This is a genomic window from Reyranella sp., from assembly GCF_965279465.1.
GTDB lineage: Bacteria > Pseudomonadota > Alphaproteobacteria > Reyranellales > Reyranellaceae > Reyranella.
The window spans coordinates 819,951-838,061 of record NZ_OZ257242.1 but is presented as its reverse complement, the minus strand read 5'-3'; the positions used below and the strand labels follow the sequence as shown (position 1 = coordinate 838,061).

Here is an 18,111-nt window from a genome sequence, read left to right as displayed (position 1 = left end):
GCCGCTCATGAGATGTTGCAACCACCGTATATGAGCGGCTCTGGAGAGCCGCGCTCCCAGCAGTCTGAAAGGGTGCCGCTCCACGATCCACATAGCCCCTAGGCGGCCCGGGCCGGAACGCGGTGGCGGGCGTAGAGGAACTCGAGCACGGCCGCGCGGCAGCGGGCGTATTCGGGATCGGTCGCAAGCTCGAGCCGGCGGCGCGGCCGCGGCAGGCCGATCCTGAGGATCTCGCCGATGGTCGCGGCCGGGCCATTGGTCATCATCACCACGCGATCCGATAGCAGCACCGCCTCGTCGACGTCGTGGGTGATCATCATCACCGTGTTGCCGAGCCTCGCATGGATCTCCATCACGCTGTCCTGCAGATGGGCCCGGGTCAGCGCGTCGAGGGCGCCGAACGGTTCGTCCATCAGCAGCACCTTGGGCTGCATCGCCAGCGCGCGGGCGATGCCGACCCGCTGCTTCATGCCGCCGGAGACCTCGTGCGGGCGCTTGTCCTTGGCCTGCGCCATCTGCACGAGCTCGAGATTGTGCATCACCCAGTCGTGCCGCTCGGCCTTGCTCTTCGTACGACCGAACACCTTGTCGACGGCGATCGCGATGTTGCCGTAGACGGTGAGCCACGGCAGCAGCGAGTGGTTCTGGAAGACGATGGCGCGATCGGGCCCAGGCTCGTCGACCAGCTTGTTCTCGAGGAACACTTCGCCGGTGGTCGACTTCAGCAAGCCGCCCAGGATGTTGAGCAGGGTCGACTTGCCGCAGCCGGAGTGGCCGATCAGCGACACGAACTCGCCCCGCGCGATCGTCAGGTCGACGTCGCGCAGCACCTCGCTCGTCATTTGGCCGCGGCTGAAGCTCATGCCGATCTGCTCGAACTTCAAGTAGGCTGAGGCATTCATTGGGCGGCCACTCCGTGTCCGATGATGTTGCCCAGCGTGGCGATCAGGCGGTCAAGCAGGAAGCCGACGATGCCGATATAGACCAGCGCCACGATGATGTCGGAGATACGCGAGCTGTTCCACGCGTCCCAGATGAAGAAGCCGATGCCGACGCCGCCGATCAGCATCTCCGCCGCGACGATGGCGAGCCAGGACAGGCCGACGCCGATGCGCAAGCCGGTGAAGATGTAGGGCACCGTCGCCGGCAGGGTGATCTTCCAGAACACCTCCCACCATGACAGCCGAATGACGGCCGCGACGTTGCGATAATCCTGCGGGATGTTCCGCACGCCCACCGAGGTGTTGATGATGATCGGCCAGATCGAGGTGATGAAGATCACGAAGATCGCCGAGGGATGGGCATCGCGGAAACCCGCGAGCGAGAGCGGCAGCCAGGCGAGCGGCGGGATGGTGCGCAGCACCTGGAAGATCGGATCGAGGCCGCGCATCGCCCACAGGCTCTGGCCGACCAGCACGCCGAGCGCGATGCCGACGACCGCCGCGAGCGAGAAGCCGATCGCGACGCGGCTCAGCGACTTGGAGAGATGCCAGAAGGCGCCCTTGTCGACGCCGCCATTGTCGTAGAACGGATCGACGATGAATTCCCAGGCGTCGGAGACCACCTTGCTCGGGGCCGGCAGCGGCGCGCCCGGTGCAGAGCACAGCAGCTGCCAGACGAGGAGGATGAGGCCGATCACGATCACCGGCGGGATCACCGCGGCGCCGAACTTGCTCGCGGCCTCGCGCAGTCGTTCGATCCCCGGCCGCACCGGCGGCCGGAAGGTCACGATCTCGGCGGTCGCGCCGGGAACCGGAACGGCGGCGGCGATCGACGCCGTGTTGGAGTTGCTTGCCTGCATCACGCCACCTTCTTGATCTGCAGGGAGGCGAGATAGGCCTTGGGATCGGCCGGATCGAACACCTTGCCGTCGAAGAAGGTTTCCTTGCCGCGCGAGCTGGTCTTGGGAACGTCGGCGTCGGCGGCCGAGATATTCTTCGCCGCCTCGCGCCACAGGTCTTCGCGATTGACCTTGCCGATGATCGCCTTGGTGTCGAGATCCATCGGCAGCTTGCCCCAGCGCTGATTCTCGGTGAGAAACCACAGCTCGTGGCTTTGGTAAGGATAGGAGACGCCGCCCTTCCAGAACTTCATCAGCTGGTCGGAGCCGGTGACCTTGCGGCCATCGCCGTAGTCGATGTTGCCCTTGATGCGGTTGTTGATGTCGCTCGCCGGCACGTTGAACCACTGGCGCTTGGCGATGATGGTCGCGAGCTCTTCCTTGTTCTCCATCTTCTCGCACCATTGCTGGGCTTCCATCACGGCCATCAGCACGGCCATCGCGGCCTTGGGATTCTTGTCGACCCAGTCGGCACGCATGCCGAGCGACTTCTCGGGGTGATTTTTCCAGATCTCACCGGTCATGCAGGCGGTGAAGCCGATGTCCTGGTGGACGAGCTGGTCGCCCCACGGCTCGCCCACACAGAAGGCATCCATGTTGCCGACCTTCATGTTGGCCACCATCTGCGGCGGCGGCACGACGATGGTCGAGACGTCCTTGTCGGGATCGATGCCGCCGGCGGCCATCCAGTAGCGGATCCACACATCGTGGGTGCCACCGGGGAAGGTCATGGCGCACTTCACTTCCTTACCCGCCGCCTTCTTCTTGGCGAAGGCCTCCTTGAGCGGCGCGGCGTTCACCGTGACGCCGCTGCCCTTGAACTCCTTGGCGACCGAGATCGCCTGGCAGTCGTAGTTGAGGCGGCAGAGGATATACATCGGCGTCGGCTTGTTCTCGGCCGTCGTGGTGCCCATCGTGATCTGGTACGGCTTGGGCGTCAGGATGTGCGCGCCGTCGATGCCGCCGCCTCCCGTTCCCAGCACCAGGTTGTCGCGCGTCGTGCCCCACGAGGCCTGCTTGGCGACGTTGGCGTCGGTGATGCCGTACTTGTCGAACAGCTTCTTTTCCTTGGCGATGATCAGCGGCGAAGCGTCGGTCAGCGCGATGAAGCCCAGGGTCACCTTGTCGGTCTCGACTCCCTTGCCTTGCGCGAAGGCACCCGACGGAAGAGCCGCCCGCGCGGCGCTCAACAATGCGGCGGTGGCGGTCGCGCCCTTGAGAACCTGGCGACGTCCAAACTTGCTCATGACTCAGTCTCCCAAACGTAAGCTGGCTGGAAATTCGTGATTCATTGGCTCGAAAGCGGGAACAAGCGGCTCGCCATGGCCACCCGGCGGCAGGCGATCGACCTCGGGGCACGCGACACCCATCTCGCGCGCGGCCGCGCGGAAAAGATCGGTGCGATAGACGCGGTCCGAGGTAGCTTCGATATCGATCGAGGGCGAAGCCTGGCCCCAGCGCACCATCTGCTTCAGGAACCAGTCGGCGTGGCTGCGCCACGGGAAGTTGGCGTGGTTGCGATGGAAGACATGAAAGTCCGGCAGGTCGAGCGTGCGCGAGATCACCTCGGCCGGCGTGTTGAGATAGCGCGGGCTCGCCAGCAGGCGTGCCGCCTCGGCGCGATTGCCCGGCTCGTCGAGCCACTGCGAGGCTTCGAGCAGCGCCTTGATCAGGGCCTTCAGCGTCTCGGGATTCTTGCCGGCCCATGCCTCGGTGGTGCCCAGCACCTTCTCGGGCATGCCCTTCCAGATGTCGGGCCCGGTAAGCGCCACCCGGCCGATGCCGAGCACGACCGAGCGCTGGTTCCACGGCTCGCCAACGCAGTATCCGTCGACCACGCCGCCCGACAGATGCGCGACGGTATGTGGCGGCGGCACGACGGTAAGGCGCACATCGCGATCGGGATCGAGCCCGCCCGAGGACAGCCACAGCCGCACCATGTAGTTCTGCGGCGAATACGGGAACACCGAGGCGAGCACGACCTGCGGCGCACCCGCGGCAGCGCGCTTGCGCACGACAGCGGCAAGCGCCCTGGCGACGAGCGGCGCATGCCCACTGGCGACGAGATCGGGCGCCGCTTCCTCCATCTCGCGCCACAAGGCTTGCGAGAGGGTGAGCGCATTGCCGTTCACCTCGAGGGTCATGACGTTGACCAGCGGGACGGTGACGCTGTCGACGCCGAGCGTGATGGCGAGCGGCAATGGCGCCAGGATGTGGGACGCGTCGAGCACGCCGAGCGCCAGCTTGTCGCGCACGTTGGCCCACGACACCTCGCGGCGGATCTCGACTTCGAGCCCCTGCCGCTCGAAGGCACCCAGTTCCTCCGCCAGCACGACCGGCGCGCAGTCGATGATCGGAATGAACCCGACTTTCAGTCTCGGTTGCTCGAGATCGGCCATGCCTTACGCCACTCCAAAACGAAAAGCGTCCCGCTCGGCCGGCAGGGTTGCCGGTCGCTCAGGACGCCATTGTCCAAACTGCGGACCGACATTGGTCCGCGTTTCAAATCAGGGGAGAACCCGCCATTGGGCGCTCGCGGGTAAGGCAGCACGAGTCGTGCCAAAACTTAAGATGTTGATCTGGCACATTTCTTCGTCGAAGACGTAAAATCAGGCAAGCCTATTTCTTGAGCACTCTGGCATAGGTGACGATCTCTTGGGCGACTTCGCCGATCCGCTTGTTCTGGTCCATGGCAAGCTTGCGCAGCAGCTTGTAGGCGGCTTCCTCACCCATCCCACGCTGTTCCATCAGCAGGCCTTTGGCGCGATCGACCGACTTGCGCTCGAGCAGCGTGAGGCGCGCGCGTTCGAGCTCCTCGCGCATTGCGTGGTAGCGGTTGAAATGACCGACCGCGACATCGACGACCGAGCGGACGCGATCCTGGGCGAGGCCCTTCACGACATAAGCCGAGACACCCGCCTCCATCGCGGCCGCGATCGTCGCGGGGTCGGACTGGTCGACGAACAGCGCGATCGGGCGCGGCTGCTGCTCGGTGCTGCGGCGCATGTCCTCGATCACGTCGCGGCTCGGGCTGTCGGTGCTGACGACAACGACGTCGGGCGCCAGGTCACGCACGCGCGCCGTGAGATCCTGCGTGCCTTCGAGACGCGCGAGCAGGCGGTAGCCGGCCTCGCGCAGGCCGGTCTCGACGATCTCGGCGCGCGCCGGATTGTCGTCGATCAACAGGACGGACAGAGCCTTGCTCACGTGCCGCGGGGCGCAACATCCATGCCACGGATGCTTACGGCGTTGATTCGACCAGCTTTCCGTCGTTCCAGCGGCTGGCGCGCGCCCGTTCGTCCGGACCGATGATCTGGCCGTAGCCGTGCCGCTTGCCGGCGCGGAACGTGCCCTCGTAGCGCTCGCCGTTGGCCAGGGTCTCGATACCCAAACCGTTCAGCATGTCACCCTGGAATTCGCCGGTCTGCGTCATGGTCGGCTCGGACAGCACGCGCCGCCTGCCGAGCCCTTCGAGCCGGCCGACGGCGAAATTGCCTTCGGCGCGTTCGCTGCCGGGCTTCTCCCGCACACCGAGGCCTGCCGGCAGGCCGGTGCTCCACTGGCCTTCGTAGCGCGGGCCATCGCTCAGTCGCTCGGTACCGAGACCGTTGAGGATATTGTCTTTCCATTCGCCGGCTTGGCGATCGCCGTCCTTGAACTCGAGCACGCCCAGTCCCTGGCGCTTGCCGTCGACGGCCTGGCCGACATAGGACGCGCCGTCGTCGCCGGTGATCCGTTCGGCATTCTCCAGTCCCGCTCGTGCCGCGCGCGCGGCTGCGATTCGGGCTTCGCCTGCCATGGTGCGCGCCGCATTCGAGGCCTCCTTGGCCTTCTCGAAGACCGCGCGTGCGCTCGTCCCGGCGCGCTGCGCCTGGTCCTCCAGTTGCTTCTGGGCCGGCGAGACGACCGGCGCCGGCGGTGTCGGCGCGGGCGTGGCGGAGGGAGGCTGGATCGGCGTCGGCGCCGGCATCGAAGGCGGAACGGAGGCCTCCGCCGGCGCGCCGCCGTTGCCCGCCTGTGTACCCTGCGGCAGCAGTGTGGCGACGCGGTCGAGCAGCGGCGCCTGGTAAAGCCACACGGCCGCACCGACCCCCACCGCCACGGCGAGCAGTATCCAGGGCGCCGCGCGCCGGCGGGGCGGCGCTGCCATCGGCGGCATCAGCGGTTCGTAAGTCTCGCGACTCACGCCACCGAGGCGCGGCGTCTGATCGGCAAGAGTGGCAGGCGGCGCCTCCATGCGCTGCGTCGGCGCATCGTGGGCGCGCGCCAGCGACAGGCCGAACAGCTTGCTCCACTCGTCGATCGATTGCGGCCTCTCCTCCGGCGCGAATACCAGGCCGCGATCGATCGCCGCCAGGAAAGTCTGGTCGAACGTGCCTGCCTGCGTCTCCGCGAGGGGCCGGTAAGGATCCCTGCCGACCCGGCTCACCGCTTCGGGCGGCGGCGCGCCGGCGATGGCGTGATGGAGCACCGCGGCGGCGGAATAAATATCGCTCCACGGCCCCTGGTTGCCGTCGAGGGCGAACTGCTCGATCGGTGCATATTGCGGCGTAAGCACCGAGGTCATGGTGCGCGTTCGATTGCCCATCGCCTGCCGCGCCGCGCCGAAGTCGATCAGGATCGGCACGCCGTCGCGGCGGATGATCACGTTCGACGGCTTGATGTCACGATGCAGGAAACCCTGCGCGTGCACCGCGCCCAGCCCGAGCAGCAGCCCCTCTGCCAAGCGGCGCACCTCGTCCGCCGGGAGCCGCCGGCCGGGCTCGCGCAGAAGTTCCGCCACGTTGCGGCCGTCCTCGAACTCCATGACGGTGTAGGCGGTGCCGTTGGCGACGAGAAAGCGCATCACCGGCACGATGTGCGGATGGCGGAAGCGGGCGAGCGCCCGCGCCTCGTCGAGAAACCGCTCGCGGCCCCACGCGAAATCGTCCGCAAAGCGGGCGCCGCGGGCAACGACGTTCAGGCCGTCGCGCACGGCGAACTCGACCGGCAGGTACTCCTTGATCGCCACGACCTTGGCGAGCTGGCCGTCGAAGGCGCGATAGGTGATGCCGAAGCCGCCGTGGCCGATCACGGCATCGAGCCGGTAATCGCCCAGCGTGGTGCCGGGCGGCAGGGCCTGGACATTATCTAGGGTCATCGGTCCGCACGCATCCCGGCTCTAGATGCGCGTTCGCGCGCGCGCGCACAAGCGAATGGATTGGCTGCCTTGATCTCAACGAAATTGTTCCTAGAAACAAAACGTTAGATATCGCCAGAAGGGATTTCATCGAAGATGTCGTTGTCGCGTCGCCTCGTGCTCTCTCTGCCGTTTGCTGCGGCCGCCGTGCCCGCCCGGGCCCAGGCGTGGCCGGCCAAGCCGTTGCGGCTGGTGGTGCCCTATCCAGCCGGCGGGTCGACCGATGTGCTGGCGCGCGCGTTGGCGGCCGAGATGGGGGAGGGGCTCGGCCAGCAGGTCGTGGTCGACAACAAGCCGGGCGGCGCCGGCAACGTCGGCAGCGAGATCGGCGCCAAGGCCGCGCCCGACGGCTACACGCTCACCATGGGCAACAATTCCACGCACGCCACCAACCAGACACTGATCCCCGCGACGCCGTTCGACGCCGCGAAGGACTTCGCCCCGATCGGCCTCGCCACGACGGTGACGCACGTGCTGGTGGTCCATCCCGACGTGCCGGCCAAGACCATCCAGGAATTCGTGACCTGGGCGAAGGCCGAGGGCGACAAGCTCTCCTACGCCTCGACCGGCAACGGCTCGGCCTCCAACCTCGCGATGGAGCTGTTCAAGGGTGCGACCGGCATCCAGGCCGTGCATGTGCCCTATCGCGGCTCGGCGCCCGCGGTGCAGGATCTGCTCGGCGGCCAGGTGAAGTGCTCGTTCCAGACCCTGCCGTCGGTGCTGGCGCAGATCCGTGCCGGCAAGCTGCGCGCGCTCGCCGTCAGCGCGCTGAAGCGCAATGCCAACCTGCCCGACGTACCGACGGTCGACGAGACGGTCGTTAAGGGCTTCCAGGCCGATGCCTGGTTCGGCCTGTTCGCCCCGGCCGGCACGCCGGCCGAAATCATCGCCCGCCTCAACGCCGAAATGATGAAGGCGCTGAAAGACCCCGCGACGGCCGAGGTGATCGTCAAGGCAGGCTTCGACATAACCCCGTCAAATCCTGCGGAATTGGGCGATTTCGTGAAGGTCGAGATCGTCAAATGGGCCAAGGTGGTGAAGGACTCGGGCGCCAAGGCGGAGTAAACTTCCGGCCATGAATGTTCCCCTGCTCGACAATACGCGCACCCTGGTGCTGACCGGCGCGAGCCGCGGCATCGGCCATGCGACCGTGAAGAAGTTCAGCGCCGGCGGCTGGCGGGTGATCACCGTGTCGCGCCAACCCTTCAGCGCGCTCTGCCCCTGGCCGGGCGGCGACAAGAACCATGTGCAGATCGACCTCGCCGAGCCCGACGATGTCCAGCGCGGCATCGGAGAGATCCGCGATCGCCTTGGCGGCGGCCGGCTCGATGCGCTGGTCAACAACGCGGCGATCTCGCCCAAGGACGAGACCGGCGGCCGGCTGGGCGCGATCGATACGCCGTTCGACCTCTGGCGGCGCGTGTTCAACGTCAACTTCTTCGCGCCGGTAGCGCTCGCCCGCGGCCTGATGGGCGAGCTGTCCGAAGCACGCGGCTGTGTCGTCAACGTGACCTCGATCGCCGGCAGCCGCGTCCATCCGTTCGCGGGCTCCGCCTACGCCACCTCGAAGGCGGCGCTGGCCGCTCTCACGCGCGAGATGGCGCACGATTTCGGCCCCCGCGGCATCCGCGTCAACGCCATCGCGCCCGGTGAGATCGACACCGCGATCCTGTCGCCCGGCACGGAGAAGATCGTCGAAGAGCAGATTCCGATGCGGCGCCTGGGCACGCCGGACGAAGTTGCCGACGTGATCCATTTCCTGTGCGAGAAGGGCGCGTCGTATGTTTCCGGCGCCGAGATCCAGATCAACGGCGGCCAGCACGTTTAGGAGCATGTCATGGACACGATGACCAACCTCAAGGGCGAGACCGGCCGCGATGCGCGCCGCCGCATCCGGGCGGGCGGCCATCGCCTGCCGACCTCGGGCATGGCGCCGGGCTACGTGCAGGGCAACCTCGCGATCCTGCCGAAGGAGCTGGCCGCCGACTTCACGCGCTTCTGCATGCTGAACCCCAAGCCCTGCCCGCTGCTTGGCCAGTCCGAGCCGGGCGACTGGCGCCTGCCTACCCTGGGCGAGGATCTCGACATCCGCACCGACATTCCGATGTACCGGGTCTGGAAGAAGGGCGAGATGGTCGCCGAGGTGACCGACCTCAAGGACGTCTGGCGCGACGATCTCGTGTCCTTCGTGCTCGGCTGCTCATTCTCCTTCGAGGAGGCGCTGGTCGATAACGGCCTCGAGATCCGCCATCAGAGCTGCAACGTCAACGTGCCGATGTACCGGACCAACATCGAGTGCACGCCGGCCGGCCCGTTCCACGGACCAATGGTCGTCTCGATGCGCCCGTTCCGGCCGGCCGACGCGATCCGTGCCGTGCAGGTGACGACGCGCTTCCCCTCGGTGCATGGCGCGCCGGTCCATCTCGGCAAGCCGGAGATGATCGGCATCAAGGACATTGCCAAGCCCGACTACGGCGACGGCGTGCCGGTGCGCGACGACGAGCTGCCGGTGTTCTGGGCCTGCGGCGTCACCCCGCAATCGGTCGTGGCGACGGTGAAGCCGGAGTTCTGCATCACCCACGCGCCGGGCTACATGCTGGTGACCGACCTGCTGAATTCGCGCCTCGCCGTTCTCTGATGGCGCATCTGTCGTTCGATGTCGGCACCGCCGACATCGAGGACCTGGTCATCGCCGGCTGGACCGGCCGCGACTTTGCGGCGCTGAACCATCACACGAGGAGCTGAAGGCGATCGGCGTGCAGCCGTCGTCGTCGGTGCCGCTCTACCATCGCGCTTCCGCGGCGTTGCTGACGCAGGCCGATACCATCCAGGTGCCGGGCGACGACAGCTCGGGCGAGGTCGAGCCGGTGCTGATCGGCACGCCCGAACGGCTCTGGGCCACGATCGGCGCCGACGCCTGATCCTGCGCAGCTACGTAACCGAGGCCGGCAAGAAGGTGCTCTACCAGGAAGGACCGCTGGCCAATATTCGCCCGCCGCGCGAATTGGTGGTCGGCTGGAACGACGGCAGCAGGCGCCTGCCAGGCAGCGTCGCGATGTTCTGCGGCACAATGCCCGCCATCGGCGGCATCCGCCCGTCGCTGCGCTTCGGCATGGAATTCGAGGACCCGGTTCTGGGCCGCAAGCTCACGCAGGGCTACCACGTGCAGAGCCTGCCGGTCGTGGTGTAGCGGGGTCATCGAGATCAATGTATCCGATAATCCATCCTTCATAGCCACACAATTGACGGACGGCTTCGGAGGTCGACGGCAGCGGAATGACTGGGCTCCTTGTGAGGGTCGCATCAATCCAACCCGTCGCGGCCTCCTTGGCTGCGGCCATTGCCTCGCAAAGCGTATCTCCCGCGGAAAAGCAGCCCGGCAGGTCGGGCACGACCACGCCGAACGCTGTAGCCTCGGTTCCTTCTTCGATGAGAACGGGGTAGCGCATTTGGCATCGGAATTTTTTTGGATGAGCGTGAGCGAGTAATTGATGGGCTCAATCCATCGCGGGGAAAACCAAAATCGTTGTCATCCCGAGCGTAGCGAGGGATTTACGGCCGGCGCTGCATAGATCCTTCGCTGCGCTCGCGATGACAACGATGCTCGCGGCAGGCGTTTGCGCTGCAACACGCATGGCTTCCACGCGCCACAGCCCTTGATCCACCGGCCCTGCTGAACGTACGTTCATCCCTCCGGGAGGAAAGCAGGGTCATGGTCAAGGGCGCGTTCGACGGCATTACGGTTCTCGATTTCACGCAGGGCATCGCGGGGCCACATGCCTCGATGCTGCTGGCGCTGCATGGCGCGGACGTGATCAAGGTCGAGCCGCCCGAGGGCGACTGGGGCCGCGCGCTGGGCGACATCAAGGGCGAGCACTGCGCCCATTCGATCGCCTTCAACCGCGGCAAGCGCTCGATCGCGGTCGACCTCAAGTCGCCCGACGGCATCGCCGTAGTGAGAAAGCTCGCGGCCAAGGCCGACGTGGTGATGGAAAGCTTCCGGCCCGGCGTCATCAAGCGCCTCGGATTCGGCTACGAGGACATCAAGGCGATCAATCCGAAGGTCGTCTACTGCTCGGTGTCGGGGTTCGGCCAGACCGGCCCCTACAGCAAGCGGCCGACGGTCGACGGTCTGATCCAGGCCTTCTCGGGCATGATGGTGATGAACAAGATGCCCGACGGCACGCCGTGGCGGCAGGGCATGATCGCCGTCGACGTGACGACCGGCCTCTACACCTTCCAGGCGCTGAGCACGGCGATCATGCGCCAGTTCCGTTTCGGCGAGGGCTGCTTCATCGATTCGAGCCTGATGAAGGCGGCGGCGGCGTTCCAGGGCGCCAAGCTGATGGAATGGATCTTCTCCAACGGCGCGCCGCCGGTGCTCTACATGCCGGCCGGCAGCTACAAGACGAAGAACGGCTACATCATGGTGTCGGCGATGCGGCCGCATCATTTCAAGCTGATGTTCGAGCTGATCGGGCGCGAGGACATCGCCAACGATCCCGAGCTGCAGGGCCACGAGGCGCGCATCAGGAATGCGCCCAAGATCATCAAGGCGCTGAACGAGACCCTGCCGTCGAAGACCACCGAGGAATGGATCGCGATCCTGCAGCCCAAGGACGTGTTCTGCGAGCGGGTCAACAACTACACCGACTATCTCGATCATCCGCACGTCAAGGAATCCGGCGCGATCGACTGGATCGAGCAGGAAGGCGTCGGCCGCCTGCCGGTCGCCAACATCGCCGGCCTGCCGCGCGCCTCCGAGCACCCGCCGCAGCAGCACGCGCCGCACATCGGCGAGGACGGACCGGACATCCTGGGCGAGCTGGGCTACGGCCAGGCCGACATCGACGCGATCTTCTCGCGCGGCGGCATCCGCCGGCCGGCGGCGGTTGCAAAGGCAGCGGAGTAGCTCGCCTCCCGCCTTCTCATGGTCTTCCGGACCGCGAGCTTCCAGCTCGCTCATGAATCTGAGCGAGCTGGAAGCTCGCGGTCCGGAAGATCATGACGCGTATTCCGCGCATTTAGACCTGAAACCCGTGCGCAAACGGATCGCGACTGTCGACGAAGATGGTGTTGATGCCGTGCTGGCGCGCCCAGCCGGCGATCGACGGGACAATGGCGTCGTAGTTGCCAACACGAGCGGCGCCCTCCACACGGCCGTCGAACAGCGAGCCGATGATGCTCTCGTGCACGAAGTCGTCGCCGACAGACAGCCGGCCCCGTCCCACCAGCTGCGCCATGCGCGCCGACGTGCCGGTGCCGCAGGGGGAGCGGTCGATCGCCTTGTCGCCGTAGAATACCGCGTTGCGCGCATGGGCGCGCGGATCGCGCGGCTTGCCGGTCCACATGACGTGGCTCACGCCGCGGATCGTCTCGTTCTCGGGATGGACCGGCTGGATCTTCTCGTTGACCAGCCGGCGCACGATCGGCGACAGGCGCAGCACGTCGCCGGCCGACATCGACTCGAGGCCGGCGAAGTTCTTCTGCGGCTCGAGGATTGCGTAGTAGTTGCCGCCATAGGCGATATCGAAGACGAGCTCGCCCATGCCCGGCACATCGACGGTCACATCGGTCGCCGCCAGATAGGAGGCGACGTTGGTGATCCGCACGCTGTCGACGAAGCGGTCCTTCTGCTCGTAGCGCGCGACCACGCGGCCGGCCGGGGCGTCGATGTTGAGCACGCCCGGCGTCGCGGGCGCGACCAGCCCGTTCTCGACGGCCATTGTGACAGTGCCGATCGTGCCGTGCCCGCACATCGGCAGACAGCCGCTGACCTCGATGAATAGCACGCCGATGTCGCAATCGGCGCGCGTCGGCGGGTAGAGGATCGAGCCCGACATCACGTCGTGGCCGCGCGGCTCGAACATCAGCGCTTTGCGGATCCAGTCGTGGTTGGCGAGGAAATCGAGCCGGCGCTCGCTCATGGTTTCGCCCTTGAGGAGCGGGCCGCCGCCCGACACCAGGCGCACCGGGTTGCCGCAGGTATGGCCGTCGAGGCAGGAGAAAGTGTGCACGGACATGCCGCCTGCTTACGCTCCCTGCAGGAAGCGCTCAACCTCGCGCGCGCTGGACAGCCGTACGACGGTCTTGTCCTTGCTCAGGAACTCGCAGTCGATGGCGAAGCGGGCGCGGTTCTTGCCATGGGTCTTCATCGCATACAGCAGGATCGACTGACGGCTGAACAGGGAACGCACCAGCGACTCGGTGTTGCCGGTGCCCCACAGGTCCTCCTTGGTGAGCGACCTCCGCATCGTTCGCCGGAACAGGCGCCAGATCACCAGCGGGAACGGCAGGTCGAGCCAGACCAGCGTGTCGGCCGCGCGCCAGGTGAGGTCGCGCACCTGGCCGTAGTTGCCGACGACGATCCAGTCGCCGTCACGGATCTCGCACTCGACCCGATAGCGAAAGAGCTCGAGCGGCGCGGGCTGCCAGTCCTTGCCCCAGAACAGAGCATCGAGCTCGATCAGGCGCAGGCCATGGCGCGCCGCCAGGCGCTCCGCCAGCCAGCTCTTGCCTGATCCCGTGGTGCCGAAGACAACAACGCGCCTCATCCTTGCGCGACTGTAGCGTCGAAGCGGCGGGCAGCGTAGGGTTGCGCCGCGTCGGAAGGGGAGCGTCGATGTCGCAGATTCTGTTCCGTAATTTCAGTCTGCTCGACCCACGCTGGGACGAGGCGCGCGGCGGATACGAAGTTCTGATCGAAGGTGGTACCATCAAGGAGGTATCGCGCCAGCCGATCAAGGCGCACGAGGCGCGCGTGATCGACGGCGGGAAGCGCACCCTGATGCCCGGGCTGATCGACTGCCACGTCCATGTGTTCCTGACGGAAGTGAATATCCGGCACCTCGAGGCGATCCCGCTCACCCTGCTGACGGCCAAGTCGGCCGAGCTGATGCGCGGCATGCTCAATCGCGGCTTCACCACGGTGCGCGACACCGGCGGCGCCGACTGGGGCATCAAGACCGCCGTCGAGTCGGGGCTGATCCCGGGCCCGCGGCTGTTCATCTCGGCCAAGGCGATCGGCCCGACCGGCGGCCATTCCGACTCCCGCCGCCGCACGGACTACCAGCCGGCCTCCTGCGGCTGCTGCAACGGCATGGTCTATGTGATGGCCGTCGCCGACGGCGCCGACGAGGTGCGCAAGTGCGTTCGCGAGCAGATGCGGCAGGGCGCCGACCAGGTGAAGATCATGTGCTCCGGCGGCGTCGCCTCGCCCTACGACCCGCTCGATTCGCTGCAGTTCTCCGAGGCCGAGATTGCAGCGGCGACCGACGAGGCGAGGAACTTCGGCCGCTACGTGCTGGCCCATGCCTACACGCCGGAAGCGATCACCCGGGCGATGAACAACGGCGTGCGCACGATCGAGCACGGCAACCTGATCGACGACACATCGGCAGCCCTGATCAGGTCCAAGGGCGGCTACATGATCGCCAACCTGGTGACCTACTTCTCGATGAAGGAGCGGGCGGCGCAGTTCGGCATGACGGCAGAGATGCTGGCCAAGAACGACATCGTCCTCGACGGCGCGCTGCGCTCGCTCGAGATCTGCAAGCGGGCCGGCGTGAAGGTCGGCTACGGCACCGATCTGCTGGGCGCGCTGCAGGTCGACCAGAGCCTGGAGTTCATCCATCGCGCCAAGGTTCTCTCGCCGCTCGAGATCATCCGGCAGGCGACGCTGGTCGGCGCCGAGATCGTGCAGCAGGAGGGCAAGCTCGGGGTCGTCGAGCCTGGCGCCCACGCCGACCTGATCGCGATCGACGGCGATCCGGTAAAGAACCTCGAGCTCTTCCTCGGCGAGGGCAAGCACATGCCGATGATCATGAAGGGCGGCAAGTTTCATAAGAACGCGTTGAAGTGACGCCAGGCCGTGCTGCACCAAAATTGTCATCCCGAGCGCAGGGAGGGACCTATGGCCGGCGCCGCCATAGGTCCCTCGCTGCGCTCGGGATGACACCCGTCGGAGTTCAGTAATGTCCTTCCTGTTCAGGAACCTCAGCCTCCTCGATCCGAACTGGGAGGAGGCGCGCGGCGGGTACGAGGTGCTGGTCGAGGGCGACACGATCAAGGAGGTGTCGGCCACGCCGATCAACTCGCCCTCGGCGCAGGTGGTCGATTGCGGCAAGCGCACCCTGTTGCCGGGCCTGATAGACTGCCACGTGCATACCCATCACAGCGAGGTCTACGTCAACCGCCTGGAGGCGGTGCCGCTGACCCTGATGATGGCGCGCTCGGCCGGCCGGCTGAAGCGCATGCTCGATCGCGGCTTCACCACCGTGCGCGATGCGGGCGGCGCCGACTGGGGCACCAAGACGGCGGTCGAATCGGGGCTGATCCCGGGCCCGCGGATGTTCATCTCGTGCCGCTCGATCGGCCCGACCGGCGGCCACAACGACCGCAACCGGCGCACCGACATCGGCCCGCCGTGCCTGTGCTGCAATGGCATGGTCTTCATCCGCTGCATCGCCGACGGTCCCGACGCCGTGCGCAAGGCCGCCCGCGAACAGATGCGCCAGGGCGCGGACCAGGTGAAGCTGATGGTCTCGGGCGGCGTGGCCTCGCCCTACGACCCGCTCGAATCGATCCAGTTCACCATCGAGGAGATCACCGCGGCGGTCGAGGAGGCCCACGCCTTCGGCCGCTATGTGCTGACCCACGCCTACACACCCGAGGCGATCACCCGCGCCGTCAAGTGCGGCGTCCGTACCATCGAGCACGGCAACCTGGTCGATGCGCCGACGGCGAAACTGATGGCGGAGAAGGGCGTCTACATGATCCCGAACCTCGTCACCTACGACGCGATGAAGCGGCGCGCGAAGGAGCTCGGCATGCCGGACAGCATGCTGGAGAAGAACGACGAGGTGCTGAAATACGGCTTCGCCGAGCTCGAGCATTGCCGTTCGGCCGGCGTGAAGATGGCCTACGGGTCGGATCTTCTGGGCGCGCTGGAAGACGAGCAGACCGGCGAATTCAGGATCCGCGGCGAGGTGATGCCGGCGATCGACGTCATCCGCTCGGCGACGCTGATCGGCGCCGAGGTGGTGCGGCAGGAGGGAAAGCTCGGCACCATCCAGCCCGGCGCCCATGCCGACATGATCCTGGTCGACGGCGATCCGCTGAGGGACCTCGGCCTGTTCCAGGACGGCGGCCCCAACCTGTCGGTCATCATGAAGGCCGGCACGTTCCACAAGAACACGCTGTGATCGGCGCCCTCATCCGACGCCGCGCCGGCCGCTGGGCGCTGAACGGCGCGGCGGCGATCGCGCTGCTCTATATCCTGACGCCGCTGATCTTCGTCACGTGGCTCGCCTTCTTCCGGCAGGAGATCCCGTCCTTTCCGCCGGAGGGCTACAGCCTGCGCTGGTTTGCGGCGATCCTCGAGCAGCCCAAGTTCGTCAACGGCTTCTCGCTTTCGTTCCGGGTTGGAGCACTGGCGACCGTGATCGGGCTCGCGCTGGGCATACCGGCGGCGCTCTGCATTTCGCGCTTCCAGTTCAAGCTGCACGCGCCGCTCTCCAGCCTGCTGCTGATGCCCCTGCTCGTGCCCGGCGTGGTGCTGGGCACGGCGATGTACGTCTTTCACGTGACCCTCGAGAACGGCCTCGACGTCGACGTGCTGGGCACCTTCTACGCGCTGGTCGCGGGCCACGTCGTGATCGTCATCCCCTGGATCGTGCGCCTCGTCACGGCGAGCCTCGCGGGTGTCGACCGAACGACCGAGGAAGCGGCGCAAAATCTCGGCGCCGATGCCTGGATTACCTTCCGGCGCATCACCCTTCCGGCGATCCGGCCCGGCATCGTGGCCGGCGCGCTGTTCGGCTTCGTGACGTCGTTCGGCAATCTCGAGATGAGCCTGTTCCTGGTCGGTCCCGGGCGCACGACCCTGCCGATCGTCATCCTGCAGTATCTCGAATGGAAGATCGATCCGACCATCGCCGCGGTCTCGGTGGTACAGATCCTGCTGATCGCGATCGTGATGCTGATCACCGATCGTTACGTGAAGCTGGCGCGGGTCGTCTGACATGGCGCAGCTCGACATCCATCGTCTCACCAAGCGCTATGGCGAGTTCCATGCCGTACGCGAGGTGTCGCTGTCGGTGGCGGACGGCGAGTTCCTGGTGCTGCTGGGACCGTCGGGCTGCGGCAAGACCACGACGCTCCGCATGGTCGCGGGCTTCATCGAGCCGACGTCGGGCCATGTGAAGCTGGGCGGCGGCGACGTCACCCTGCTGCCCCCCTGGAAGCGTAACGCCGGCATGGTGTTCCAGAGCTATGCGCTGTTTCCGCATCTGACGGTGGCGCAGAACGTCGCCTTCGGCCTGGAGATGCGCAAGCTGCCGCGCCCCGATATCGACAAGCGCGTCGATGAAGCGCTGGCGCTGGTGCGCCTCGGTGGACTGGGCGCCCGCCTGCCCCGCCAGCTCTCGGGCGGGCAACAGCAGCGGGTGGCGCTGGCGCGCGCGCTCGCCATCCGCCCCGACGTGCTGCTGCTCGACGAGCCGCTGTCCAACCTCGACGCCAAGCTGCGCCAGGAGGTGCGGGTCGAAATCCGCGAGCTGCAGCGCCAGCTTGGCCTAACCACGGTGATGGTGACCCACGACCAGGAAGAGGCCCTCACCATGGCGGATCGCCTGGTGGTGATGAACGAAGGCTCGGTCCATCAGGTCGGCACGCAGCGCGACCTCTATGAGCGTCCGGCCGATCGGTTCGTGGCCGGCTTCGTCGGCCGCACCACCTTCCTGGCCGGCACGGTCGAAGCGCCCGGCCGCTTCCGCACCGACGGCGGCCTCGGCCTCGCCATCGTCGGCGACACCACGGGCAAGGCGGCCTTGTCGCTGCGCCCCGAACGGCTTGAAATCGCGCCCGGGCCGCTGCCGGAACTCGACAACGACCTGTCCGGCACGGTGGAATTCGTCTCCTACCTCGGCGCGCAGATCGACATCCATGTGCGCCTGTCGCCTGCCGACCGGCTGGTGGTGCAGATCGCGAACCGCGGTGGCGGTTTCGCGCCCGAGGTCGGGCAAACGGTTCACGTCGGCTGGCAGGCCGGCGCCGGCCAAGTGTTCGCAGACTGAGGCTTCGGGAAACAGGA

The 18,111-nt window shown here is 66.7% G+C and carries 17 protein-coding genes and 1 pseudogene; 9 read left to right on the top strand and 9 right to left on the bottom strand.

The window, feature by feature from the left end; genetic code table 11:
- Positions 1 to 98: 98 nt before the first annotated feature.
- The 6 genes from ACQY8M_RS04130 to ACQY8M_RS04105 all read right to left on the bottom strand — a co-directional run bounded on the left by ACQY8M_RS04130 (position 99) and on the right by ACQY8M_RS04105 (position 6,980).
- Positions 99 to 902: an ABC transporter ATP-binding protein gene (locus ACQY8M_RS04130; RefSeq protein WP_428669221.1), complete on the bottom strand. Its 804-nt coding sequence runs from the start codon at positions 900 to 902 to the stop codon at positions 99 to 101.
- Positions 899 to 1,801 carry a nitrate ABC transporter permease gene (ntrB, locus tag ACQY8M_RS04125; RefSeq protein ID WP_428669220.1) on the bottom strand — a complete coding sequence of 301 codons (903 nt, stop codon included), beginning with the start codon at positions 1,799 to 1,801 and terminating at the stop codon, positions 899 to 901. Before ntrB ends, ACQY8M_RS04130 begins: the two co-directional genes overlap by 4 nt.
- Positions 1,801 to 3,087 carry a CmpA/NrtA family ABC transporter substrate-binding protein gene (locus ACQY8M_RS04120; RefSeq protein WP_428669219.1) on the bottom strand — a complete coding sequence of 429 codons (1,287 nt, stop codon included), beginning with the start codon at positions 3,085 to 3,087 and terminating at the stop codon, positions 1,801 to 1,803. Before ACQY8M_RS04120 ends, ntrB begins: the two co-directional genes overlap by 1 nt.
- Before the next feature lie 3 nt (positions 3,088 to 3,090).
- A complete protein-coding gene (locus ACQY8M_RS04115; protein ID WP_428669218.1) occupies positions 3,091 to 4,239 on the bottom strand; it encodes a CmpA/NrtA family ABC transporter substrate-binding protein in 1,149 nt (382 codons plus the stop codon).
- Between the two features lie 220 nt (positions 4,240 to 4,459).
- The gene (locus ACQY8M_RS04110; protein ID WP_428669217.1) at positions 4,460 to 5,047 is read right to left on the bottom strand and encodes an ANTAR domain-containing response regulator; all 588 of its coding nucleotides are present in this window, start codon (positions 5,045 to 5,047) and stop codon (positions 4,460 to 4,462) included.
- 34 nt (positions 5,048 to 5,081) lie between these two features.
- A complete protein-coding gene (locus tag ACQY8M_RS04105) occupies positions 5,082 to 6,980 on the bottom strand; it encodes a protein kinase domain-containing protein (RefSeq protein ID WP_428669216.1) in 1,899 nt (632 codons plus the stop codon).
- Positions 6,981 to 7,121: 141 nt separating this feature from the next.
- Between ACQY8M_RS04105 and ACQY8M_RS04100 the strand changes: the two genes are divergently transcribed.
- From ACQY8M_RS04100 to ACQY8M_RS04085, 4 genes and pseudogenes are all read left to right on the top strand, one after another.
- Positions 7,122 to 8,084 (top strand): Bug family tripartite tricarboxylate transporter substrate binding protein, encoded by a 963-nt coding sequence (locus ACQY8M_RS04100; protein WP_428669215.1) that lies wholly within the window; start codon positions 7,122 to 7,124, stop codon positions 8,082 to 8,084.
- 10 nt (positions 8,085 to 8,094) lie between these two features.
- The gene (locus ACQY8M_RS04095; protein WP_428669214.1) at positions 8,095 to 8,847 is read left to right on the top strand and encodes an SDR family NAD(P)-dependent oxidoreductase; all 753 of its coding nucleotides are present in this window, start codon (positions 8,095 to 8,097) and stop codon (positions 8,845 to 8,847) included.
- A gap of 9 nt (positions 8,848 to 8,856) precedes the next feature.
- The gene (locus tag ACQY8M_RS04090; RefSeq protein ID WP_428669213.1) at positions 8,857 to 9,657 is read left to right on the top strand and encodes a putative hydro-lyase; all 801 of its coding nucleotides are present in this window, start codon (positions 8,857 to 8,859) and stop codon (positions 9,655 to 9,657) included.
- 118 nt (positions 9,658 to 9,775) lie between these two features.
- Positions 9,776 to 10,209, top strand: a pseudogene (locus tag ACQY8M_RS04085) (DUF2848 family protein).
- On the opposite strand, the gene ACQY8M_RS04080 reads toward ACQY8M_RS04085, so the two are convergent.
- On the bottom strand, positions 10,166 to 10,468 hold the full coding sequence (locus ACQY8M_RS04080; RefSeq protein WP_428669212.1) for a type II toxin-antitoxin system HicB family antitoxin: 303 nt from the start codon (positions 10,466 to 10,468) through the stop codon (positions 10,166 to 10,168). The pseudogene ACQY8M_RS04085 and the gene ACQY8M_RS04080 sit on opposite strands and share 44 nt — an antisense overlap.
- A 263-nt stretch (positions 10,469 to 10,731) precedes the next feature.
- Here ACQY8M_RS04080 and ACQY8M_RS04075 point away from each other — a divergent pair, with 263 nt between their 5' ends.
- Positions 10,732 to 11,931 carry a CaiB/BaiF CoA transferase family protein gene (locus ACQY8M_RS04075; protein ID WP_428669211.1) on the top strand — a complete coding sequence of 400 codons (1,200 nt, stop codon included), beginning with the start codon at positions 10,732 to 10,734 and terminating at the stop codon, positions 11,929 to 11,931.
- A 112-nt stretch (positions 11,932 to 12,043) separates the two neighbouring features.
- Here the strand turns inward: ACQY8M_RS04075 and ACQY8M_RS04070 are convergent, their stop codons facing one another.
- Together ACQY8M_RS04070 and ACQY8M_RS04065 are read right to left on the bottom strand one after the other, a co-directional pair.
- On the bottom strand, positions 12,044 to 13,042 hold the full coding sequence (locus tag ACQY8M_RS04070; protein WP_428669210.1) for a 4-hydroxyproline epimerase: 999 nt from the start codon (positions 13,040 to 13,042) through the stop codon (positions 12,044 to 12,046).
- 9 nt (positions 13,043 to 13,051) lie between these two features.
- Entirely contained in the window at positions 13,052 to 13,573 is a 522-nt protein-coding gene (locus ACQY8M_RS04065) for a hypothetical protein (protein ID WP_428669209.1), read from the bottom strand.
- A 68-nt stretch (positions 13,574 to 13,641) separates the two neighbouring features.
- Here ACQY8M_RS04065 and ACQY8M_RS04060 point away from each other — a divergent pair, with 68 nt between their 5' ends.
- From ACQY8M_RS04060 to ACQY8M_RS04045, 4 genes are all read left to right on the top strand, one after another.
- The gene (locus ACQY8M_RS04060; RefSeq protein ID WP_428669208.1) at positions 13,642 to 14,880 is read left to right on the top strand and encodes an amidohydrolase family protein; all 1,239 of its coding nucleotides are present in this window, start codon (positions 13,642 to 13,644) and stop codon (positions 14,878 to 14,880) included.
- 112 nt (positions 14,881 to 14,992) lie between these two features.
- Positions 14,993 to 16,222, top strand: coding sequence for an amidohydrolase family protein (locus ACQY8M_RS04055; RefSeq protein WP_428669207.1), 1,230 nt, complete (start codon positions 14,993 to 14,995; stop codon positions 16,220 to 16,222).
- Positions 16,219 to 17,040, top strand: coding sequence for an ABC transporter permease (locus ACQY8M_RS04050; protein ID WP_428669206.1), 822 nt, complete (start codon positions 16,219 to 16,221; stop codon positions 17,038 to 17,040). Before ACQY8M_RS04055 ends, ACQY8M_RS04050 begins: the two co-directional genes overlap by 4 nt.
- 1 nt (position 17,041) lies before the next feature.
- Positions 17,042 to 18,094, top strand: a complete 1,053-nt coding sequence (locus ACQY8M_RS04045) for an ABC transporter ATP-binding protein (RefSeq protein WP_428669205.1) — start codon at positions 17,042 to 17,044, stop codon at positions 18,092 to 18,094.
- Positions 18,095 to 18,111: the final 17 nt, after the last annotated feature.

What these genes read in the sequence shown, in the direction of transcription:
- ACQY8M_RS04090 (WP_428669213.1), top strand. Translation starts at nt 8,857, where the DNA reads ATGGACACGATGACCAACCTCAAGGGCGAGACCGGCCGCGATGCGCGC.
- ACQY8M_RS04080 (WP_428669212.1), bottom strand. Translation starts at nt 10,468, where the DNA reads ATGCGCTACCCCGTTCTCATCGAAGAAGGAACCGAGGCTACAGCGTTC.
- ACQY8M_RS04070 (WP_428669210.1), bottom strand. Translation starts at nt 13,042, where the DNA reads ATGTCCGTGCACACTTTCTCCTGCCTCGACGGCCATACCTGCGGCAAC.
- ACQY8M_RS04120 (WP_428669219.1), bottom strand. Translation starts at nt 3,087, where the DNA reads ATGAGCAAGTTTGGACGTCGCCAGGTTCTCAAGGGCGCGACCGCCACC.
- ACQY8M_RS04060 (WP_428669208.1), top strand. Translation starts at nt 13,642, where the DNA reads ATGTCGCAGATTCTGTTCCGTAATTTCAGTCTGCTCGACCCACGCTGG.
- ACQY8M_RS04105 (WP_428669216.1), bottom strand. Translation starts at nt 6,980, where the DNA reads ATGACCCTAGATAATGTCCAGGCCCTGCCGCCCGGCACCACGCTGGGC.
- ntrB (WP_428669220.1), bottom strand. Translation starts at nt 1,801, where the DNA reads ATGCAGGCAAGCAACTCCAACACGGCGTCGATCGCCGCCGCCGTTCCG.
- ACQY8M_RS04095 (WP_428669214.1), top strand. Translation starts at nt 8,095, where the DNA reads ATGAATGTTCCCCTGCTCGACAATACGCGCACCCTGGTGCTGACCGGC.
- ACQY8M_RS04130 (WP_428669221.1), bottom strand. Translation starts at nt 902, where the DNA reads ATGAATGCCTCAGCCTACTTGAAGTTCGAGCAGATCGGCATGAGCTTC.
- ACQY8M_RS04065 (WP_428669209.1), bottom strand. Translation starts at nt 13,573, where the DNA reads ATGAGGCGCGTTGTTGTCTTCGGCACCACGGGATCAGGCAAGAGCTGG.
- ACQY8M_RS04115 (WP_428669218.1), bottom strand. Translation starts at nt 4,239, where the DNA reads ATGGCCGATCTCGAGCAACCGAGACTGAAAGTCGGGTTCATTCCGATC.
- ACQY8M_RS04055 (WP_428669207.1), top strand. Translation starts at nt 14,993, where the DNA reads ATGTCCTTCCTGTTCAGGAACCTCAGCCTCCTCGATCCGAACTGGGAG.
- ACQY8M_RS04075 (WP_428669211.1), top strand. Translation starts at nt 10,732, where the DNA reads ATGGTCAAGGGCGCGTTCGACGGCATTACGGTTCTCGATTTCACGCAG.
- ACQY8M_RS04045 (WP_428669205.1), top strand. Translation starts at nt 17,042, where the DNA reads ATGGCGCAGCTCGACATCCATCGTCTCACCAAGCGCTATGGCGAGTTC.